The following is a 17,386-nucleotide window of genomic DNA, read 5'->3' as shown; positions in this document are numbered from 1 at the left end:
CAGAGTCAGCTTGTGTGCAAGACGAATCTACACGTGACAAGTTCAGCGCCGAGGGGGCTCAGCGGGGCGACAGGCTGAGCACGACGATGCCAGCCAGCACGATCGCTCCGCCGATCAGCTGTATTCCCGACAACATCTGCCCCAGCACCAGGTACCCAAGCAGCAGCGAAGCTACCGGCTCGACATTCATCACCGGCGCATTGCGTGCCATCTCCAGCCGCGGCACGCTGATGAACAGTACCGAAAAGGCCACGCTGTAGAGCAGCGCCAGTGCCACCAACGCCCCCCATCCCGTCGGGCTCGCCGGCAGCGCCATGCCGCCCGGCACCAGTTGCAGCGCGCCGGCAGCGACCATGACGACGAGTACCGTGAGCATGGTCAGCAGGCTGCGCAGGGTACTGCCCACGCCGCTCAGGTGGTTCTCTGTAATCCACAGTGCACAGGAGAAAGCCGCTGCCGCCCCCAGCCCGAAGGCCACGCCGGGCAGCCACTGCGGACCGAGGGCCTCGGGGGAAGCCAGCCAGGCGGGAACGTCCAGCACCACCACCAGCCCGGCCAGGATGACGGCCATGATCAGGGCGGCGCGCAGCGTGGGCCGCGGGCCTCCCAATGCCCAGGTCAGCAGCGCCAGCTGGATGGGAAAGGTATTCATCAACAGCAGCGCGACCACCACCGGGATGCGCGCCACCGCCGAATAGAGACACAGGCTCTGAATCGCCACCATCAGCCCCGCCAGGAGTTGCCAGCGGCCCGTGCCGGCCGGCAGTGCAAAGACCTTGCGCTGCCACAGGAACAGCACCACGAGTACCGCGAGCGCGACGGCGGAGCGCACCAGTACGGCCAGCAAGAGTCCGGTACCCTCATCGAATGCCAGCCGGGCCGCAACATGATTGCCGGCGAACAGGGTGGCAACAGAGACCAATAGTAGAACGGCAAGGTGGCGCGGCAACAGCGATGCGGCGCCAGGCACCGCGGTAACAGTCGACATGGCAGGTTCCAGCAGTACGGAGGTCGGCCAATAGCATGCCAGCATTTTCGATAGACGACTAATGATGTGCTCGCTTGATCTGTAGCAGTCCCGTAGCAATGCCAGAATGATAGACTAAAGTCTTACGTCTATGCTGGCCCTACAGCCTGCCAAACAGGAGATCAGATGGATACGTCAGTATTGGTGATCAACTGCGGTTCCTCATCGATCAAGTACGCCTTGGTGCTCGAGGATCCCGCCCAGCCGCGGCTGGCGGGGCTGGCCGAGTGCTTGGGCAGCAGTGATGCCCGTCTGAAGGGAACAGCCAGCAACGGCGAGCCTTTCGAGCAATCACTGCCCGGCGCCGACCATGGCCTGGCGCTGGAAGCCATTCTCGACCGGCTGGAAGGGCGCCTTCCACTGGCGGTCGGCCATCGTATCGTCCATGGCGGCGAGCACTTCACGCGTGCGGCCCTGATCGACGATGACGTGATTGCCGCCATCGAGCAGACCACGGCATTGGCACCGCTACACAACCCGGCCAACCTGGCAGGCGTGGCCGCCACCCGGCGTCTGTTTCCCGACCTGCCCCAGGTGGCGGTGTTCGATACCGCCTTCCACCAGACCCTGCCACCCCGGGCCTACCGCTATGCCCTGTCCGAGGCGCTCTACCGTGACCACGCCATCCGTCGCTACGGCTTTCATGGCACCAGCCACGCTTATGTCAGCCAGCGCGCCGACACGCTGAGCGGGCTCGAAGGCGGCGGCTGGCTCACCGCCCATCTCGGTAACGGCTGTTCCACCTGCGCCGTATGGAAGGGGCAGAGCAGGGATACCAGCATGGGGCTGACACCGCTGGAGGGAGTGGCGATGGGCACCCGCAGCGGCGACGTCGACCCAGGCCTGCACGCGCACTTGGCGCGCCAGCTCGGCTGGTCGCTCGAACGCATCGACGAGGTGCTTAACCGCCATAGCGGCCTGCTGGGACTATCGGGGCTGACCAACGACATGCGCGAGCTGGAAGCGGCCGCGGCCCAGGGCCACCAAGGAGCGGCCATTGCCGTCGAGGTGTTCTGCTATCGCATCGCCAAGTCGCTGGCGGCGCTCTCCTGCGCCCTGCCCCGCCTCGATGGCCTGATCTTCACCGGCGGGATCGGCGAGAACTCCGCCGAGGTACGCGAGCGGGTGGTCGCCCTGCTGCCCCATTTCGGTCTGCAGCTCAACCGCACCGCCAACAGCGACACCGTTCGTGGACGTGAAGGTCGCATCGATGCAGGCGGGCGCCAGCTGTGGGTCATCCCCACCGACGAAGAGGGTCAGATCGCCAGCGAAACACGTCAACGCCTGAAACAAGAGACCACCGCATGACGCCCCGCGACGTACGCCCCCATACACAGGTCCTGCTGATGGTGCCCACAGGCGTCGGAGTCGGCCTGACCTCGGCCAGCCTCGGACTGATGCAGGCATTCGACACCATCGGCCTCAAGACCGGCTTCCTCAAACCGTTCCGCCAGGATGAGTTGAACGGCCCCGGGCCCGACCGTTCCACGGCACTGGTCAGCAGCACGCTCGGAATGCGACCACCAGCGCCCATTTCTCAGGCCGATATGGAGCGCCTGCTGCGCCAGGACCGCCTTGACGTGCTGATGGAACAGGTCATCGAGCTCTACGACCATGCGGTTGGCAGCGATGACGGCACGACGCCGGACCTGATCGTGGTGGAAGGCGTGGTACCTACCGCCCACGGCACCTACGCCACCCAGCTCAATACCCAACTGGCCCATGCGCTGAACGCGCGTATCATTCTGGTTGGCAGTGGCGATGCCGCCGCCCCCGAGGCCCTGGCCGAGCAACTCGACATGCACGCCCGAGCCTTCGGCGGGGTAGGATCGACACGCACCCTAGGCTGCATCCTGATGCGCATGCAGAACCTGCCCGGTGTCGAAGAGCCGTCGCTTGCCCCGGGCACCAGCAGCGTATTGCTCGACGAGGAGTTCCTCGCCGAACTGCGCCGCCACTCCCCGGCACTGGCCACCGACCGCTTCCACCTGATCGGCGTGGTGCCCTACAACCCGGCCCTGATCGCGCCAAGGGTGGTCGACGTGGCGCGGGCGCTCGACGCACGCTTCCTCAACGAAGGCGACGCCGCCAACCGCCGCGTGCTCTCCACCAGCCTGTGCGCGCGCAGCGCCGCCAATGCCCTGCACGTGTTCCGCCCCGGCAGCTTGATCGTCACTTCGGGCGACCGCGACGACATCGTGCTTGCTTCGGCGCTGGCGACCATGAACGGCGTGCCCATGGCTGGCGTGCTGCTGACCAACGGCTACATGCCCAACGACAACATGATCGAGATGTGCCGGCCGGCGCTGAAGACCGGCATGCCGGTACTGGCGGTGGATACCGACAGCTTCACCACGGCCAAGAACCTCGGTCGGATGGGCAACGACATCCCCATGGATGACCTGGAGCGCGCCGAGCAGGTAACCCGCTTCGTTGCCAGCCACCTGGACCTGCAGTGGCTCAAGGACCACCTCAGCCGCGGCTTCGCCCGGCGATTGTCGCCCTCGGCGTTTCGCCACCAGTTGGTCAAGCTGGCCCAGCGTGCCAACCGGCGCATCGTGCTGCCCGAAGGCAGCGAGCCGCGCACCGTCGAGGCCGCGGCTATCTGCCAGCGCCGCGGCATCGCCAACTGCGTGCTTCTGGCCCGCCCGGAGGAGGTCGAGGAAGTGGCCCGCAATCGCGGTATCGAGCTGCCGGAAGGGCTCGAGATCCTCGACCCCGAGCATATTCGCAGCCGTTACGTGGCGCCCATGGTCGAGCGCCGTCGCGGCAAGGTGAACGAACTGACGGCGGAGGACCAGTTGCAGGACAACGTGGTGCTGGGCACCATGATGCTGCAGCTCGATGAGGTAGATGGCCTGGTATCCGGGGCCATTCACACCACCGCCAACACCGTGCGCCCCGCCTTCCAACTGATCAAGACCGCCCCCGGCTACCGCCAGGTATCGTCGATCTTCTTCATGCTGCTGCCCGAGCAGGTAGTGGTCTACGGCGACTGCGCGGTCAATCCCGACCCCAACGCCGAAGAACTGGCCGAGATCGCCATCCAGAGCGCGCGCTCCGCCCAGGCCTTCGGCATTGAGCCCAGGGTGGCAATGATCAGCTATTCCACCGGCGAGTCCGGCAGCGGCGCCGATGTCGACAAGGTGCGCCAGGCCACGCAGTTGGCCCGCGACCAGGTACCGGACCTACTGATCGACGGCCCGCTTCAGTACGACGCCGCCGCCATCGAGAGCGTGGGCAAGCAGAAGGCGCCCGACTCACCGGTAGCGGGCCGGGCCACGGTGTTCGTCTTCCCCGACCTTAATACCGGCAATACCACCTACAAGGCGGTGCAGCGCAGCGCCCGGGTGGTCAGCGTGGGGCCAATGCTGCAGGGGCTCAACAAGCCGGTCAACGACCTCTCGCGGGGTGCCCTGGTCGACGACATCGTCTATACCATCGCGCTGACGGCCATCCAGGCCGCCCAGCCCGGGTAGCCTTGCCAGTGCGGGTCAGGCTTGCCCGGTCTCCTGCACCGCCCGCTCCGCCCTGACCAGGCGCCCGGGACGATAGGGGGCGGGATCGATGGCCGGCTCGCGTTCCAGCAGCAGGTCGACCAGCAGCCGGGTCGCCGCCGGCGCCAGCACCAGGCCGTTGCGATAGTGTCCGGCATTGACGTAGAGCCCCTTGATGCCGGGCACGGCGCCGATGAAGGGAATGCCGTCCGGTGCACCCGGGCGCAACCCAGCCCAGTGGTGCTCTACCTCGCACTCCGCCAGGGCCGGCAGCATGGCCACCGCGCTGCGCCACAGCGACTCGCGCGCCTCTTCGGTGGTGCGCTTGTCGAAGTCGGTCTGCTCCAGGGTGGAGCCGACCAGCACGCGCCCGTCGCCACGTGGGATCAGGTAGCGCCCGTCGGCCAGCACCACCCGCTCGAGCAGTTGGCGACCGCCCGGCATCGGCGGCGTGGTGAACAGCATCATCTGCCCTTTCACCGGCCGCACGGGCAGTCCCACGTCGAGCTCGGCCAGCAGTACACCGCTCCAGGCCCCGCCACACAGGATTACCCGACCGCCATCGATGCGCCCTTGCGCGGTATCCACGCCACGGGCGCACCCTTGCTCGACCACGAGCCGTTCGACCGCGGCATGCTCCATCAGGGTCACGTTGGGCAGCATCTCAAGGCGTGCGCGCAATGCCTGACACAGCCGCGGATTGCGCACGCTGCCCAAGGTCGGCATCCATAGGCCACCATCCAGTCCCTCGCATAGCCAGGGCTCCTTGGCGTAGAGAAAATCCGCATCGACCCGCTCCAGCGGCCAGCCTTGCTGCTGCGCCCACTCACGGGCAAGCTCGGCATCGTCCACCCTCAGGTAGAGCAATCCCTCTTGGCGATATTCGATATCGATGCCGGTAGCGTCCAGCAGCATGGTGGCCAGATCCGCATAGCGCTGCCCTGCTGCCCGGGCCAACTGCGATACCGGTTCGCTGTAACGCCAGGGGTAAAGTGGCGAGACGATGCCACCGCCGGCCCAGGATGCCTCCTGGCCGCAGCGGCCACGCTCCACCAGGGTCACGCCATGGCCAGCCTCGGCCAGTTGGCTAGCGGTGAGCATACCGATGACTCCGCCACCGACGATCAAGAAGTCGTTCACGCTGTACTCCGATTCATGCCCACAGCTGCGGGCGTCAAGGCATCGTACAAGACTGCGCCCCGTCGAGGCGGGGCGCAGGCATGGCAATCATACAGCAGGAAGAGTGTCAGGCAGCGTTGCCTTTCAACCTCTCGCTGCGCCGTCGCAGCAGCTCCATGGTAACCAAAAGCAGCGTCGAGATCAGGATCAGGATGGTGGCCATGGCGGCGATCGCCGGGCTGATGTTCTCGCGAATACCCGAGAACATCTGGATCGGCAGCGTACGCTCGGTGGGGCTGGCGATGAACAGCGCCACCACCACCTCATCGAACGAGGTAGCGAAGGCGAACAGCCCGCCCGACACCACCCCAGGCACGATCTGCGGCAGCACCACGGTGAAGAAAACACGCATCGGGTTGGCGCCCAGACTCGCCCCTGCGCGCATCTGATTGAAGTCGAACCCCTGCAGCGTGGCGTTGACGGTAATCACCACGAAGGGTACGCCCAGTACCGTATGGGCCAGCACCAGTCCGGTATAGGAGTTGAGCAGGCCCACCTGGGCGAAGAAGAAATACATGCCCACCGCGACGATCACCAGCGGCACCACCATCGGCGAAATAAGCAGTGCAACAATCAGCCCCTTGCCGGGAAACTCGGCGCGATTGAGGCCGACCGCAGCCAGGGTGCCGAAGATCATCGCCAGCAGCGTGGCCAGCGGCGCCACGATCAAGCTGTTCTTAAGCGCCCCCATCCAGGCCGACGAGGTGAAGATTGCCTCGTACCAGCGCAGTGAGAAACCCGGCAGCGGGTAGGTCAGGAAGGAGCCGCTGCTGAACGACAGCGGAACGATCACCAGCACGGGTGCTATCAGGAACAGCAGCACCAGGCCACAGAAGATGCGAAATACCCAGAACCACACTTTCTCGACCGGCGAGGCATAAGGGGGTAGCGCCATCGTTCAACTCCTGATCAGCTGCTTGCGGTTCACCAGGCGGTGATAAACCAGGTAGAGCAGTAGCGTGATCACCAGCAGGAGGCTGCCCAGCGCTGCCGCCATTCCCCAGTTGTTGGTGGTGTTGGTGTAGTAGGCTACGTAGTAGCTCACCATCTGGTCGGCAGGCCCGCCCACCAGTGCCGGAGTGATGTAGTAGCCCAGCGCCATGATGAAGACCAGGATGGTCCCCGCCGCCACCCCGGAGATGGTCTGCGGCGCATAGACCTGCCAGAAGGCGGCAAAGGGGTGGGCACCGAGCGATACTGCAGCACGCTGGTAGCTTGGCGAGATGCCCTTCATCACGCTGTAGAGCGGCAGCACCATGAAGGGCAGCAGGATGTGCACCATGGCGAAGAACACCCCGATCCGGTTGAACACCAGCTGCAGCGGCGAGTCGATCAGCCCGGTGAAGATCAGGCTCTGGTTCACCAGCCCATTGGACTGCAGCAGGATGATCCAGGAAGCGGTGCGTACCAGCAGCGAGGTCCAGAACGGCAGCAGCACCAGGATCATCAGCATATTGCTGGTCTTCGCCGGTAGCGTAGCCAGCAGGTAGGCAAGCGGGAAGCCCAGCGCCAGGCAAATCAGGGTCACCCCTCCGGCGATCACCAAGGTACGCTGGAATACCGCCTGGTAGATTCGATCGCGGTCTCCCACACGCTGAATCTCGCCGTCGACGCCGCGCTCCAGGTCCAGCGACGCCAGCAGGTAGCGGTCGGTGGTGGTAGGCGCGGCACGCTGGATGCCGAGCCAGGTTTCGGTCTCGCCCCAAGCGGGGTCGATCTCGCTCAGCAGGGCAACCCAGTCGGTATCGGCGCCGATCTCCTCGGTCGCCGGCAGTTCGCGGAGGGTCGACATCAGCAGGCTGCGATAGCGGATGTCCTCATAGTTGAGGCGCCGCCCGATACGTCCCAATCCACCGCCCTGGCGAGAATCGCGCAGTTCGGCGGCAAACGCCGCCAGGGTGGCTTCATCCGGCAGCCCGGCACCATCCCAGTGCCTGAGCCCTTCCGCTGTGAGCGGCATCACCGAGTCCAGCTCGGTGTTGTCGACGCTGCGCCACAGCATGTTGCCGATGGGAACGACGAACACGACGATCAGGAACAATGCCAGGGGTGCCACCAAGCCGATGGCCTTGAGTTTGCGCAGCCGCTCGGCACGGCGCAACTGCGCCTTGAGACTACCGGCAGGCCTCGCCGTTGATACGGTTGCCGTCAGATTCGCGGACATCGCCTTCCCCATGGATCCAGCATGACGGGCCCAACCAGCACCGGCCCGATGGAAACGGCCTTGGCAGCGGCCCTCGGGCCGCTGCCACAGCGCTTGTCAGCGTGCTGCCCAGGCGCTGAAGCGCTGTTCCAGCTCTTCGCCGTGGTCGACCCAGAAGCCGGTGTCGATAGCCAGCGCGCCGGCCATGTTCTCCTCATTGGTCGGCATGCGCCGTGCCTGCGCTTCCTCCAACTGGGAGATGGCTTCCGGATGTACCGGACCATAGGGAATTTCGCTGGAGTAGACCGCCTGGTTCTCGGGCTGGCTGGCGAACTGGATGAAGTCGTAGGCTTCGTCGACTCGCTCGCTGCCGGCAACGATGGCCCAGTAGTCGAGATCGTAGATACTCTCGTTCCAGACGATGTCGAGGTTGCTACCCTCCTCCTGTGCGGCGGCGATGCGTCCGTTGTAGGCCGAGGTCATCGTCACGTCGCCTGCCACCAGCCACTGTGGCGGCTGGGCGCCAGCCTCCCACCACTGGATGTGGTCCTTGAGTTCGTCGAGCTTGGCGAAGGCACGATCAACGCCTTCCGGTGTCCGCAGCACCTCGTACACCTCGTCGGCAGCAACGCCATCGGCCATCAGCGCGAACTCCAGGGTATACTTGGCACCGCGACGCAGCCCACGGGTGCCGGGGAATTGCTCGACGTCCCAGAAATCGGCCCAGGAAGTGGGTGCGGCATCCAGCGCATCGGCGTCGTAGGCCAGCACCGTGGACCATACGAAGGTGCCCACACCGCACTCGTCGAAAGCCGCATCGATAAGCACACCGCCCAGACCCAGGCGCTGCCAGTCGATGGGCTCGAACAGCCCTTCGAAGCAGCCACGCACCAACTCGGGAGACTCCATCTCCACCAGATCCCAACTGACGTTGCCGGTTTCCACCATGGCGCGAATGCGCGACAGCTCGCCGTTGTAATCGCCCGGCGTCAGGTTGGTTCCCGTCTGTTCGACGAACGGACCGTAATAGGCCTTCTGCATGGCATCGCCGGAAGCGCCGCCGAAGGAGATCACGGTCAGCGCCTGGGCGCCGGCGGAAACCGCCAGGCCGAGGGTGGCCAGGCTGCCGAGGGCGACGCCACGGCCAAGACGAGACAGAGGGAAGCGGTTATGAGACATTTTTATCTCCCGGCCAGAATGGCCTTGTTATTGATGTATAACGGTCGATGTGACACTTCTTCTGCGTATCAGGATGCGTTGAGTGCGCGCACGTCCTCGTCTCGCCAGCCTAGTTCCACCAGATCGCCCGGCTGCATGCTGCTCTCGAAATCGTCCACGGGCACACGTGCCATGAACTCGTTATTGCCTGCCAGCTCGCAGCGCACCCGCAGGTGGTCCCCCAGATAGATGAATTCACAGACGCGGGCCTGGAGACGATTGGGCAGCCCCTGGGCGGAGCCGTTGAGCTTGACCCGCTCGGGGCGGATCGACAGCCGGGTGGCATCGCCTACGGCAAGGTTGGGTCCGATCAGTGCTCCCGTGCTGAAGCCATCGCCGAAGCGCGCCCGGCAGAGGCCCCCTTCCACCGACTCGATGCGGCCTGACAACGTATTGTTCTCGCCGATGAACTGAGCGACAAAGGCGTTGGCAGGATGCTCGTAGAGGTTGCCTGGTGAATCGATCTGCTGGATGACGCCGTCGTTGAACACCGCCACCCGATCCGACATGGTCAGCGCTTCGCTTTGGTCATGGGTGACGAAGACCACGGTGAGTCCGAGCTGCTCGTGCAGATGCTTGATCTCCAACTGCATCTGCTCACGCAGCTGCTTGTCCAGCGCTCCCAAGGGCTCGTCCATCAGCACCAGCTGTGGCTCGAAGACCAGTGAGCGTGCCAGCGCCACGCGCTGTTGCTGCCCGCCGGAGAGCTGCGTTGGGCGACGCTTGGCGAAATCGCGCAGTTGGATCATGTCGAGGATGCGGGCAACCTTGCGGTCGGCTTCGGCGGCCGGCATCCGGCGCGTCTTGAGCGGGTAGCGGATGTTCTCCTCAACCGTCATGTGCGGGAACAGCGCATAGTTTTGAAACACCATGCCGAAGTTGCGCTTGTGGGGCGGTACGCTGTTTAGCCTCTGATCGCGCAGGAAGATGTCCCCGCTGGTGGGTACTTCGAAGCCGGCGAGCATCATCAGGCAGGTGGTCTTGCCAGAGCCGGACGGGCCGAGTAGCGTCACGAACTCACCCTGGCGAATCGTCAGGTTGAGATCCTTGACGACCAGAGCCTCGCCGTCGTAGGTCTTCTGTACCCCTTCGAAGGTAACCAACGCTGCTGCCTGGTGGGTATCCGATTCACTGATCTTGTTATGAGGCATCGTTTCACCCGTGCACGGAGAAGGGTGCGGGCGGCGTCAATAATTTACGACGATCGCCCAAAATTTCCAGATTTCCAAGCTAAACACCAGCCCTCCTGTCGTCAAGTATATTCCACGCTCTCCTTTGGCAGTAATTCAACGCAAGCGCCTGCAGGCCATCCTTTACCGCACCAACGATCCTAACGGGATCGCGGCGACGCACCGACAGGGAGCGCCCCGGCCTTTCACGCTGGCGCAGGCTAGCCTAGAGTGGAGGCATGTTGAGCTAAAACTGAAGGAGGAATGTCCATGGCGGTTCAAGAGCGACCCTCGGTCGTGGCAGGCCCCGAGCGACGGGCTCAACTGTCGCTGTTTGCCCGTAATTTCTTCAAACATCCCCGCATGCTGGGCTCGATAATTCCCAGTTCGTCTTTCCTGGTACGTCGCCTGCTGGAGCCAGTCGATTGGGAGAGGGCCCGGGTCATCGTCGAATACGGGCCCGGGGTGGGCACCATTACCCGAGAAATCCTCAGCCGCCTGCACCCTGATGCAACGCTTATCGTCATAGAAACCAACGACGATTTCGTCAATTTCCTCAATCGCTCGCTCTCCGACCCGCGCCTGAGGGTGATAGCGGGCTCGGCCGAAACGATCGAAGCCGAGCTGGAACGACTGGGCTTTGCCGCTGCCGACTACGTGGTGGCAGGCCTCCCGTTCAGTACCATGCCTGCAGAGATTCGTGAGCGAATTCTCAAGGGCAGTCACGAGGCACTGGGCCCTGAAGGAGCAATGTTGATCTATCAGTTCTCACCCAAGGTATCTTCCGACCTGCGCCAGACCTTCACCCGGGTAGAGAGTGCCTTCGAGCCGATCAACATTCCGCCAGCCAGGGTCTATTTCTGCCATAAGTAGGCTGGAGGCTCCCACTGCAGGTCCGGCAAGCCTGCGGTGTGCGTGGCGTTCTTGACTCAACTCCATTGACAAGATGCTTGGGCGGTTTCGAGGGTCGTTACCCATCGGAACGTAGCCCTCCGCGCTGGTTCGCCACCACGAATCGGCCTATTCTCATCGGTTCCGTGATTCATCAGTTACGCATCGCAAGGGAGAATCCAATGCCCGGCCTGTTGCCCAACGTCGACCCCGATGGCCTGCTCGAGTACTCGGTGGTCTATACCGACCGCTCGCTCAACCACATGTCCCAGCGCTTTCAGGGGGTGATGCGCGACGTTTCGGCCACCCTCAAGAAAGTCTACCGCGCCCACAGTACTGCTATCGTTCCCGGTAGCGGCACCTTCGGCATGGAGGCTGTGGCACGCCAATTTGCCACCAACCAGCACTGCCTGGTGGTGCGCAACGGCCAGTTCAGCTATCGCTGGTCACAAATCCTCGAGACAGGAGCCATCGCTGCCTCGACCTCGGTGCTCAAGGCGCGTCGCCTCGAGCCAGAGGACAAGCACTCTCCCTTCGCCCCGGCGCCCATCGAGGAGGTCGAGCGTACCATCCTCGAGGAGAAACCGGGCGTAGTGTTCGCGCCCCATGTCGAGACCTCTGCCGGCCTGCTATTGCCCGACGACTATCTGCGCCGTGTCGCGGCGGCAACGCACGAGGCAGGCGGACTGTTCGTGCTCGACTGCATCGCCTCGGGCACGCTGTGGGTAGACATGGCAGAGACCGGCGTCGACGTGCTGGTCAGCGCCCCGCAAAAGGGCTGGAGCGGCCTGCCCTGCTGCGGCATGGTGATGCTCTCCGAACGGGCCCGCGAGCGCATCGAAGAGACGGTGAGTACCAGCTTTGCCTGCGACCTGCGCAAGTGGCTGTGGATCATGGAGACCTACGAGAACGGCGGTCATGCCTACTACGCCACCCTGCCCACCGATGGCCTGGCCCGGCTGCGTGACATCATGAACGAGACCGCCGAGTACGGCTTCGAGCGCGTATGCGAGGAGCAATGGGCACTGGGGCGCGGCGCGCGTGAGCTGCTGGCCCGCCATGGCTACCGCAGCGTAGCGGCCCCCGGCTTCGAGGCACCCGGCGTGGTGGTCTGCTATACCGCCGACCCGGCCATCGTGGCCAAGTTCGCCGCCGCCGGCATCCAGGTTGCCGGCGGCGTGCCGTTGATGTGTGACGAAGGTGACGACTACCAGGCCTTCCGCATCGGCCTGTTCGGTCTCGACAAGCTGCACGACCTCGAGCGCAGCCTGGCCAACCTGGAAGCAGGGCTCAAGCAGGTCGGTTGACCTGCCTGGCGGGGCCGGTGCATGCGGGGCGGCCAGGGGGCCGCTCCGCAGCAGTTACGACACTGCCTTTCAGAAGTGACCAACACCGCGCGGCACCATGCCGAGGTTGTTCTCCACGCTCTTCACTCCCGGCGTATTCTCGGCAGCGACCTGGACGGCCAGTTTCTCTTCCTGACTTTCGACGATGCCCCACACTTGCACCGCTCCCTCGGTGACGATGACATTGATCCGGTCGACCCAGACCCCGGTGTTGTCATCCACTTCCTTGAGGATGGCATCGCGGATCTCGCGGTCATCTACCGTTACCGGCGTTGCCATGTCAGGGGTGGTGGCCGAGAAACCCCGCAGCAGATTGGCACGGCTGACGATGCCCACCAGCTTGCCGTCACGCACGACCGGTACCCGCTTGATGTGGCGCTTCTCCAGCAGCTTGGCCACGCGATGCAACGGCTCGTCCTCGGTGATGGTGATGGGGTCGGGCGTCATGATCTCATGCGCCTTGCGAGCATGGGACTTGATGTACTCGCTGGCGTTGTTGGCACCAGCGAAGATCGACTTGAGCCACCAGGACTTGCGCTGCTCGGTACCGTTCTCGATCCGGCGCATCAGGTCCCCTTCGCTGACGATACCCAGCACTTTTCCGCTGTCATCCACCACGGGCAAGGCGCTGATGTTGTTCTCGAGCAAGAGGCGCGCGATCTCCCGCACATCGGCATCGGGCGATACGGTAATCACTTTGGGAGTCATGACATCGACAGCTTGCATGGCGGCATCTCCGTAAAGGGAACGGTAAAGGGTTCCGGCCGGCTTACTTGAAATCTAGTTCGGCTTGGCAGGCATCACAATTTCCCGCATTCCTCGACACTAACAAACCGAATCCGCAAACGACTTGACCTGAAACAACACTGGAGCCATATCGCGTTACATGACAGGAGTTTCTATCTTCTCTTCTTCCCGCTCCTTGAGCTCTTCGTCTTCACGTCCATCGGGCTTTCCTCCTTCCTGGTGCACCTTGACCACGTCGACGATGCGGGATCGGCTCATGACGATCTTCCAGCGCTGCAGTATCGGCTCGGCGTTGGCGACCTCCTCACGCACCACCAGATTGAGCAGGTGACGCTTCTCGACCGTCTCTCGCGAAACCTGCCCGTCCTTGAGGCGATAGACACGATGGCTGCCCTTGTCCATGAGTCGGGTCAACTGCGACAGGTCGAGCGAAAGGGTTTCACGGGTCTTCTCGTAGCCGCTGAGAAAGCGCGTGGGTGACATGCGCGAGCTGGAGCGATAGTGCAGCACCATCTCCTCGCGCTGGGCCACGTTGCGCTGGCGCACCCGCTTGATCTGCTCGTCGAGCTTGCCGAAGCGCTTGTAGTCGAACCACTCAAGCTGACGCCCCACCGGCTTGTTGCTGGTGGCATCAAAATACTGACGCCGCCACTTGGGCCGTCCCTTGCGCAGCCAGCGCCACAGGGTGTTGCGCAAATCGTCCTTGAACACCTCACGCATGGCATACAGCACCGCCATCGCCAGCACGAACAGCGCAGTGATATTGCCCACGGTATCGCGGGCCTGGAGCAGTCCCAGCGAGACAAAGATCATCACTACGCCGGTGGCGAGTCCCTTGACCGCCTTCTGTTCCGCGCCGCCCAATTCCTGGGTCTGCTGCTTCAGGGTCACTGGGTATTCGATCAACCGCCGCAGCAGGCGCATCTTGTTGGACATGCGCGTAGGGTCGCGTACCACCCGGCTGGCGTTGTACTCCGCCTGCTCGCGATGCTCGCTCTCGGCCAGGCAGATCTCCAGCAATCGCTCGCGGATGGTGCGGTAGTCACGGCCTCGCGGAAGGTACGCCACCAGCCCCAGCAGGCGCTGCTCGGTAAACCACGACAGGTAGTTGTCGATATTGGCGTAGTACTTGAGCAGCCCATCATCGCTCGGCTGGTTGCGCCGCAAGCGACGCAGGATGCCCTGGGCCAGCTCGCACAGCTCTTCGAGACGTTCCTGCAGACCGGCCGCCACGATGCGCTCCTGCGCCTCGCTGCCGCCACTCGACTCGTTCGACTCGCCGCCTTGTGTCTCGCGCCCGGTCGTATCGGCGTGGCTCTCGACCTGTTGCACGCGCCTTGCGGTATCCAGCAGCGTCTGGGTCGCCCGCTCGAGTGCCACGACGTACTGGTAGGCATAAAGGCTCAGGCTCAGGCGATACTGCTCGGTACTGAGTCGGCCACGGCTGGCCAGGCGACTGAGAACCAACGGCAGGTGGTGCTTGTCGCTGTAGTAGGTCCGCTTGACGTGGATCGCACTGTAGTAGAACGCATCTTCGGAAATGACGTGCTCGTTGAGACCGAGCTCCCCCGGCACGAACAGGAAGAGGTCCAGCCGATGCGAGGTCTCCTCCTGCAGCACGCGGGAAATCTTGAGGTGGAAGCTATCCTTGCGTTCGACGGTGATCACGTCGGCGTAGCTCCTTGTACCGAAGGCCATTGTCAGGCCGAATGATTTTCATAGTACGAGGAATGCCGGCCCGCTTTCCATCAAGAAGAATCCGGCGAGGCACGCTGCGGGTTGGTAACGCCTTCAGGGTCAGCGATGCCGGCTTCGCCCGGTGCGCGCCCCTTGGCATCACGCTGCGGTGTCGTGTCCGGCGCCTCGTCCTCCATGGACTCGCCAGGCTCGCCTTCCATGCTCACACTGAGGCGCGGCATGCCGAGGTCGATGCCCTGCTGTTCCATGCGCTGCTTGAGCAGCAAATTGAAGGCACGGGCCACGTCCCACTGCATGACCGGCGCGGTGCGGAAGCGCATGCGCAGCACGGCGGCCCCCTCGTCGAAGCGATCGATGCCCTGCATCTCCAGCGGCGACCAGATGTGGTGGCGCATCATCGGATCCTGGCGCAGCTCCTGGGCGGTCTCCTGCATCAATGTGATGGCATCGTCGATCTTCATGGTGTGCGGAATGCGGATACGCATCAATGCGATACCGAAGTGCCGCGACATGTTGTGGATCGACTGGATGGCGCTGAAGGTGATGATGTGCAGGATGCCGTCCAGGTCGCGCAGGCGCACCGTGCGCAGGGTCAGCCCCTCGACGGTGCCCATGTGGCCGTTGATCTGGACGAAGTCGTCCACTGCCAGCGAGTCCTCGACGATGATGAAGATGCCAGTGATCAGATCCTGCACCAGGGTCTGGGCGCCGAAGCCGACAGCCAGGCCGATGACACCGGCACCGGCCAGCAGCGGCGTGACGTTCACCCCCAGATTGGCCAGCCCGACGATGGCAGCGATGATCACGATGGTGGCGAAGATCACGTTGCGGATCATCGGCGTGATGGTCTGGGCCCGTGCCTGGTTGACCCGTCGGCCCCGTGAGCGGGCCGAAGAGATCAGCGCGCGCTGGATGGCGGTATCGGCAAAGATCCAGGCCAGCCAGGCCAGCAGCACCGTGAAGCCCAGCGCCAGCAGTGCCTGGCCGATGCGCATACCGGCCACGCCCTCACGCCCCAGGCCGAACAGCGAGCCGCCCCATACCTGCAGTGACAGTTCGGCAAAGACGATCCAGGCCACCACGTGGGAGAGCGCATAGCCGAAGCGCTCGAGGCGGCGGTGATACTCGCTGACTCGGCGGCGCTTGTTGCGGCGCTCACCGTGGCGCTGGATCAGCCCCGTGACCACCAACGTCAACACCAGCAGTGCTGCCGAGATGATCGAGCGTGCCAGCGCGGCCCCTACATCTCCTGCGGTGACGAAGATCGCCAGCAGCGAAACCACGACGATCAGCAGCGCCGGAACGTGCCAGAGCTCACCGACGATGCGTGCCAGCTCGATGCCGGTGCCGCCTTCACGGCGCACGCGCCAGGAACGGTTGCGAATCAGGTGCTTGATGGGGCGTTTGAACTTGAAGATGAAGCGGATGCTGAGCAGGGCCGCCAGTACGTTGGCCAGCACCGAGCCCAGCGCGGCCAGCTCCTCTCCCACGATCAGGGAGAGCCGCGCGGCATTGAGCGCATCGCCCAGTGCGATCAGCGCGCCGATCACGAACAGCATGCGCAGCCCCTGCTGCTGCAGCATCAATACCGCGGGAAAACGATGCCCACGGGTGAACACCGATACCACGCACTCCACCACGACCGACAGGGTGCGACCACAGAGTGCCAGGTAGGCAATGATCAACGCCAGGGTGCGTCCGGGGCTGGGAGGCAATACCTGGACCAGCCCCATGATCATGACGAAAGCGAGCGCCCAAGGCAGCATGCGCCGCAGGAAGTGCAGCGCCAGCAGCCAGCCCCGCGGCTCCCGGGGCAGGTCGAGAGGCAATTCCCGTCGCGCGAACAATAGCCTGCCAAGCGCAATCAGAATGACCAGCAACCCTGCCCAGATACCCAGCAGCACGGCGCTGTGGATGGCGAAGCGCACGATTTCGCTGGTCCCGGTATCCACCATCAGGTCGCTGAATTCCGCCCAGCCGTGCTCCAACTGGCGCTGCCAGTCGTCGATCGGCGACTCGCCGGCTTCGGCCTGGTCGCCCAGCTCGCTGAACGTCTCGGCCAGTGCACCGAGCAACCCCTGGCGCTGGACGGAGGCATCGGCGGGAGCGCTTTCGCCATGGGCCTGACGGATGTCACGCAGCTCGTCGAGCAGGGCGCCACGGCGCTCGTCGTCCTCCAGCGTTGTGATCACTTCGTTCAGTGACTGCTGGAACGCCTCGGCATCATGGGCATCCTCCTGGGCCGGCTCCTCCTGCCCCAGCCCACCGAGCGGCAGTTGGGCGTGCAATGGGGCAGCCCACACCAGCGGTCCCAATATGAGCAGCGATATGAGCAGCAAAGGCCCGATGCGAATCGCCACTCTCCCGTGCCCAGTGCCATCGCGTGGGAAAAAAGCTCCTGGCATCGATCACACTCCCTTGTTCCATTTGCCATGGGCCTGGGACAACAGTTGACCGGGAATCGCTCCCTG

13 protein-coding genes are annotated in these 17,386 nt (G+C 64.0%); 4 read left to right on the top strand and 9 right to left on the bottom strand.

The features are described from left to right. Window positions 1-58 precede the first annotated feature (58 nt). The gene (locus tag SPH52_RS17320) at window positions 59-988 is read right to left on the bottom strand and encodes an EamA family transporter (protein ID WP_411796302.1); all 930 of its coding nucleotides are present in this window, start codon (window positions 986-988) and stop codon (window positions 59-61) included. A 165-nt stretch (window positions 989-1,153) separates the two neighbouring features. Between SPH52_RS17320 and SPH52_RS17315 the strand changes: the two genes are divergently transcribed. Both SPH52_RS17315 and pta read left to right on the top strand, forming a co-directional pair. Continuing rightward, window positions 1,154-2,335 (top strand): acetate/propionate family kinase, encoded by a 1,182-nt coding sequence (locus tag SPH52_RS17315; protein WP_411796301.1) that lies wholly within the window; start codon window positions 1,154-1,156, stop codon window positions 2,333-2,335. After that, a complete protein-coding gene (gene pta, locus SPH52_RS17310) occupies window positions 2,332-4,506 on the top strand; it encodes a phosphate acetyltransferase (protein ID WP_411796300.1) in 2,175 nt (724 codons plus the stop codon). Before SPH52_RS17315 ends, pta begins: the two co-directional genes overlap by 4 nt. Window positions 4,507-4,521: 15 nt before the next feature. On the opposite strand, the gene thiO is transcribed toward pta, so the two are convergent. The 5 genes from thiO to SPH52_RS17285 form a co-directional block, all read right to left on the bottom strand. Continuing rightward, complete coding sequence (gene thiO, locus SPH52_RS17305) at window positions 4,522-5,664, bottom strand: glycine oxidase ThiO (protein WP_411796299.1); 1,143 nt, start codon at window positions 5,662-5,664, stop codon at window positions 4,522-4,524. Window positions 5,665-5,770: 106 nt separating this feature from the next. Next, complete coding sequence (locus SPH52_RS17300; protein WP_411796298.1) at window positions 5,771-6,598, bottom strand: ABC transporter permease; 828 nt, start codon at window positions 6,596-6,598, stop codon at window positions 5,771-5,773. A 3-nt stretch (window positions 6,599-6,601) separates the two neighbouring features. Further along, window positions 6,602-7,867, bottom strand: a complete 1,266-nt coding sequence (locus SPH52_RS17295) for an ABC transporter permease (protein ID WP_411796297.1) — start codon at window positions 7,865-7,867, stop codon at window positions 6,602-6,604. Window positions 7,868-7,963: 96 nt separating this feature from the next. Then, complete coding sequence (locus SPH52_RS17290) at window positions 7,964-9,025, bottom strand: ABC transporter substrate-binding protein (RefSeq protein WP_411796296.1); 1,062 nt, start codon at window positions 9,023-9,025, stop codon at window positions 7,964-7,966. A 68-nt stretch (window positions 9,026-9,093) separates the two neighbouring features. Next, window positions 9,094-10,215, bottom strand: coding sequence for an ABC transporter ATP-binding protein (locus tag SPH52_RS17285; RefSeq protein WP_411796295.1), 1,122 nt, complete (start codon window positions 10,213-10,215; stop codon window positions 9,094-9,096). Window positions 10,216-10,503: 288 nt separating this feature from the next. On the opposite strand from SPH52_RS17285, the gene SPH52_RS17280 reads away from it, so the two are divergent. Next, complete coding sequence (locus SPH52_RS17280) at window positions 10,504-11,106, top strand: class I SAM-dependent methyltransferase (protein ID WP_411796294.1); 603 nt, start codon at window positions 10,504-10,506, stop codon at window positions 11,104-11,106. 200 nt (window positions 11,107-11,306) lie between these two features. Then, window positions 11,307-12,431: an aminotransferase class V-fold PLP-dependent enzyme gene (locus tag SPH52_RS17275; protein WP_411796293.1), complete on the top strand. Its 1,125-nt coding sequence runs from the start codon at window positions 11,307-11,309 to the stop codon at window positions 12,429-12,431. Between the two features lie 69 nt (window positions 12,432-12,500). On the opposite strand, the gene SPH52_RS17270 is transcribed toward SPH52_RS17275, so the two are convergent. The 3 genes from SPH52_RS17270 to SPH52_RS17260 form a co-directional block, all read right to left on the bottom strand. Then, on the bottom strand, window positions 12,501-13,196 hold the full coding sequence (locus SPH52_RS17270; RefSeq protein ID WP_411796292.1) for a CBS domain-containing protein: 696 nt from the start codon (window positions 13,194-13,196) through the stop codon (window positions 12,501-12,503). A 156-nt stretch (window positions 13,197-13,352) separates the two neighbouring features. After that, a complete protein-coding gene (locus SPH52_RS17265) occupies window positions 13,353-14,885 on the bottom strand; it encodes a hypothetical protein (RefSeq protein WP_411796291.1) in 1,533 nt (510 codons plus the stop codon). 80 nt (window positions 14,886-14,965) lie between these two features. Beyond that, the gene (locus SPH52_RS17260; RefSeq protein WP_411796290.1) at window positions 14,966-17,320 is read right to left on the bottom strand and encodes a mechanosensitive ion channel domain-containing protein; all 2,355 of its coding nucleotides are present in this window, start codon (window positions 17,318-17,320) and stop codon (window positions 14,966-14,968) included. Window positions 17,321-17,386: the final 66 nt, after the last annotated feature.

The sequence above is a fragment of the Halomonas sp. A29 genome (assembly GCF_046723295.1).
Taxonomy (GTDB): Bacteria; Pseudomonadota; Gammaproteobacteria; order Pseudomonadales; family Halomonadaceae; genus Halomonas.
This window is presented reverse-complemented; position numbering and strand designations above follow the sequence as displayed.

Coding starts and splice junctions, on each gene's coding strand:
- SPH52_RS17320 (WP_411796302.1), bottom strand. CDS start 988: ATGTCGACTGTTACCGCGGTGCCTGGCGCCGCATCGCTGTTGCCGCGC.
- SPH52_RS17315 (WP_411796301.1), top strand. CDS start 1,154: ATGGATACGTCAGTATTGGTGATCAACTGCGGTTCCTCATCGATCAAG.
- pta (WP_411796300.1), top strand. CDS start 2,332: ATGACGCCCCGCGACGTACGCCCCCATACACAGGTCCTGCTGATGGTG.
- SPH52_RS17300 (WP_411796298.1), bottom strand. CDS start 6,598: ATGGCGCTACCCCCTTATGCCTCGCCGGTCGAGAAAGTGTGGTTCTGG.
- SPH52_RS17295 (WP_411796297.1), bottom strand. CDS start 7,867: ATGTCCGCGAATCTGACGGCAACCGTATCAACGGCGAGGCCTGCCGGT.
- SPH52_RS17290 (WP_411796296.1), bottom strand. CDS start 9,025: ATGTCTCATAACCGCTTCCCTCTGTCTCGTCTTGGCCGTGGCGTCGCC.
- SPH52_RS17285 (WP_411796295.1), bottom strand. CDS start 10,215: ATGCCTCATAACAAGATCAGTGAATCGGATACCCACCAGGCAGCAGCG.
- SPH52_RS17280 (WP_411796294.1), top strand. CDS start 10,504: ATGGCGGTTCAAGAGCGACCCTCGGTCGTGGCAGGCCCCGAGCGACGG.
- SPH52_RS17275 (WP_411796293.1), top strand. CDS start 11,307: ATGCCCGGCCTGTTGCCCAACGTCGACCCCGATGGCCTGCTCGAGTAC.
- SPH52_RS17270 (WP_411796292.1), bottom strand. CDS start 13,196: ATGCAAGCTGTCGATGTCATGACTCCCAAAGTGATTACCGTATCGCCC.
- SPH52_RS17260 (WP_411796290.1), bottom strand. CDS start 17,320: ATGCCAGGAGCTTTTTTCCCACGCGATGGCACTGGGCACGGGAGAGTG.